The organism is Nocardioides sp. P5_C9_2 (genome assembly GCF_054049555.1).
The window spans coordinates 1-3719 of the sequence record NZ_JBFUMD010000400.1; the positions used below are offsets into that span (position 1 = coordinate 1).

4 protein-coding genes are annotated in these 3719 nt (G+C 72.5%); all 4 read left to right on the forward strand.

The window, feature by feature from the left end:
* Positions 1–241: universal stress protein (locus ACXJKL_RS16905; protein ID WP_457208183.1), on the forward strand; the 241-nt coding region annotated here is incomplete at its 5' end.
* 26 nt (positions 242–267) lie between these two features.
* Positions 268–627, forward strand: coding sequence for a hypothetical protein (locus ACXJKL_RS16910; protein ID WP_457208184.1), 360 nt, complete (start codon positions 268–270; stop codon positions 625–627).
* A gap of 45 nt (positions 628–672) precedes the next feature.
* Complete coding sequence (locus ACXJKL_RS16915; protein ID WP_457208185.1) at positions 673–903, forward strand: hypothetical protein; 231 nt, start codon at positions 673–675, stop codon at positions 901–903.
* Positions 904–974: 71 nt separating this feature from the next.
* Positions 975–3404: a DNA helicase PcrA gene (pcrA, locus tag ACXJKL_RS16920; RefSeq protein WP_457208186.1), complete on the forward strand. Its 2430-nt coding sequence runs from the start codon at positions 975–977 to the stop codon at positions 3402–3404.
* Positions 3405–3719: the final 315 nt, after the last annotated feature.

The following is a 3719-nucleotide window of genomic DNA, read 5'->3' on the forward strand; positions in this document are numbered from 1 at the left end:
GGCCGCCGAGTTCGACGGCTGGGGGCCCACCGTCCACCAGCGTGTCCGCAGTGGCTCGCCGGCCAACGAGATCATCAAGGCCGCCACCCAGTACGGCGCCGGGCTGGTCGTCGTGGCCGCCGGCGGCCGCGGCCTCAGCGAGAGCGTGCTCGTCGGCAGCACCGCGCAGCGGGTGCAGCACTACGCGCCCTGCCCGGTCCTGGTCGTGCGACCCAAGCCCCGCAAGCCGCGCAAGGCCTGAGGGCACACCGCCGCTAGGGTGCCGCCATGGAGACCCTCCGGCTGGTCCTGCTGTTCCTGCACGTCCTCGGCTTCGCCGCGCTCCTCGGCGGTCTCGTCGTCCAGGCGCGCGACGCCGACAAGACGGTCAACGCCGCCATGCGTGACGGCATCGGCACCGCGTTCCTGACCGGCCTGCTGCTCGTCGGCGTGCTCGAGTCGGGGGACACGGCGGTGGACCACGCGAAGATCGCGGTGAAGTTCGCCGTCGCCCTGGTGCTCCTGGTCCTCGTCATGGCCAACGTGCGCAAGCCCTCCATCCCGCAGGGCCTCTGGGTGGGCCTGCTGCTCCTGACGGTGGCCAACATCGCGGTGGCCATCTTCTGGTCGCCCGCCCACGCCGCCTGACCGCGCTGACACGACGGCCGCCCGGCGGTGCTGGCGGCGTCGATCATGCCCTCGCCGTACGCCGCCGCGGTGCTGGCGTCGGCCGCCGAGCGACGCGACCGCGACTCGGGCGTCGTCTCGCGGTGGGCCGCCGGGGAGACGCGGGGCCCCGAGGGGCTCGGGATGGGCACGGTCTTCGACCTCGTCGACGACGGGGCCGACCTGGCCGTGACCCGGTGCTTCGACCAGGACGACCCGGACTGGGGCGACCGCACGAGGACGGGCACTGGTGGATGACGCACCTCACCGGGCTGGCCAGCTCCTAGGGGCCGGCACTGTCCCCTCCCCGACGTAGGGTTGGGGTCGAGATGAGCATCCCCTTCCCGCTGCCCGGCTTCGAGTCCGCCCCGCCCGCCGAGGAGCCCCGCAGCACCCGGCGCGGCCCGTCGCGCGACGAGCTGCTCGAGGGTCTCAACGAGCCCCAGGCGGCGGCGGTCGTGCACGCCGGTGCCCCCCTGCTGGTGGTCGCCGGCGCCGGCTCGGGCAAGACCCGGGTGCTGACCCGGCGCATCGCCTGGCTGATCTCCGAGCGCAAGGCGCACCCCGGCTCGATCCTGGCGATCACCTTCACCAACAAGGCCGCCGCGGAGATGAAGGAGCGCGTCGAGGACCTCGTCGGCAAGCGCGCCCGGATCATGTGGGTCAGCACCTTCCACTCCGCCTGCGTGCGGATCCTGCGCAAGGAGATCACCGCGCTCAACACCGGCGGGCTGGGCTTCAAGTCCAACTTCTCCATCTACGACGCCGCCGACTCCAAGCGGCTGATGACCCTGGTGCTCAAGGACCTCGAGCTCGATCCCAAGCGCCACCAGCCGGGTGCGGTGCTGCACTGGGTGAGCAACCACAAGAACGAGCTGCGCGACCCCGACGAGGCCGCCAAGGACGCCCGCAACGGCTTCGAGGAGGCCTACGCCGCGGCGTACACCGCCTACCAGCGCCGCCTGCGCGAGGCCAACGCCCTCGACTTCGACGACCTGATCATGCTCACCGTGCACCTGTTCCAGGCGTTCCCCGACATCCGGCAGAACTACCGCCGCCGTTTCCGCCACGTGCTGGTCGACGAGTACCAGGACACCAACCACGCGCAGTACGCCCTCATCCACCAGCTCTGCGGCCACGACCCGGAGCGGGGCGACCGTCCCGGCGAGGAGCCGAGCGAGCTGATGGTGGTCGGTGACGCCGACCAGTCGATCTACGCGTTCCGCGGCGCCAACATCCGCAACATCATGGACTTCGAGCAGGACTTCCCCGACGCCGTCTCGATCATGCTCGAGCAGAACTACCGCTCGACCCAGACCATCCTCACCGCGGCCAACTCGGTCATCTCCAACAACGCGAGCCGCAAGGAGAAGCGGCTGTGGTCCGACGCCGGCGACGGCGAGCGGATCGTGGGCTACGTCGCCGACGACGAGCACGACGAGGCCCGCTTCGTCAGCGAGGAGGTCGACCGGCTCGTCGACGACGGTCGCAAGCCGTCCGACGTGGCCGTCTTCTACCGCACCAACGCGCAGTCGCGTGTCTTCGAGGAGGTGTTCATCCGCACCGGCCAGCCCTACAAGGTGGTGGGCGGGGTGCGCTTCTACGAGCGCCGCGAGGTCCGCGACGCGCTGGCCTACCTGCGGATGTTGGTCAACACCGCCGACCAGATCTCGGTGCGCCGGGTCCTCAACACCCCCAAGCGCGGCATCGGGGAGCGGGCCGAGGCGTGCGTGCAGGCCCTCGCCGAGCGGGAGCGCATCACGTTCTGGGACGCGCTGGTCCGTGCCGACCAGGCGCCTGGGCTGGCGACCCGCAGCCTCAAGAACATCCAGGGCTTCGTCGCGATGGTCCAGGAGCTCCAGTCGATGGTCGACGCGGGGGAGCGACCCGACGTGGTGCTCGAGTCGGTGCTCGAGCGCTCGGGCTACCTCTCCGAGCTCGAGGCCAGCGACGACCCGCAGGACGCCACCCGCGTGGAGAACCTCGCCGAGCTCGTGGCCGTGGCCCGCGAGTTCGCCGACGACCCGCAGCCCGGCCCCAGCGCCGACCCGGCCGACATCGAGGCCGGCACCGTCTCGGTCGGGCTCGGCGACTTCCTCGAGCGGGTGGCCCTGGTCGCCGACGCCGACCAGATCCCCGACGCCCCCGACGGCGAGGACGTCGGCGTCGTCACCCTGATGACCCTGCACACCGCCAAGGGCCTCGAGTTCCCGGTGGTGTTCCTGACCGGCCTCGAGGACGGTGTCTTCCCGCACCAGCGCTCCCTCGGCGACCAGCCCGAGCTGGAGGAGGAGCGCCGGCTGGCCTATGTCGGGGTGACCCGCGCCCGGGAGCGCCTCTACGTCTCGCGAGCGATGGTGCGCTCCGCGTGGGGGGCGCCCGCCCACAACCCGGCGAGCAGGTTCCTCGACGAGCTCCCGGTCGACCTCGTCGACTGGCGGCGTACCGCCCAGGCCCAGACCCGCTGGGGCCGCCCCGACCTCGCTGCCAACTCCCCGGCCCGCCTCGGTGCGCCGACGGCCGCCGGGCGTCGCAACTTCTCCTCCGCCGCGGCCCGCGCCGACGCGATGTCCAAGGCCAAGCCGGCTCGCGAGATCCCGTCGCTCGACCCCGGCGACCGCGTGCTGCACGACTCGTTCGGGATGGGCACCGTCGTCACCCTCGAGGGGGCCGGCGACAAGTCGGTCGCCTCGATCGACTTCGGCTCCGAGGGTGTCAAGCGGCTGTTGCTCCGCTACGCGCCGGTCGAGAAGCTCTGACCCGCCGGGCGGTTCCTAGCCGCTCGGCGTCGGGCTGTGCGTGAGACTGGCGGCGGGCGACACCGCGAACGCGTCCGGCCGTGTCGTGCGCCGCCAGTCAGCCCGTGGCGGGCAGTTCGTGGCCGCGGGTGCGGGTGACCGGGCACCTTCTGGCCGCGTCCGGCTGCGCCTGAGACTGGCGGCGGGCGACACCGAGAGAGCGTCCGGGCCTGTCGTGCGCCGCCAGTCAGCTCGTGGCGAGCCGGGCCGGGCCGCGGACGCGGGTGACCGGGCACCTGCTGGCTGCTCGGCGCCCGGCGTCGGCCTGCGCCTGAG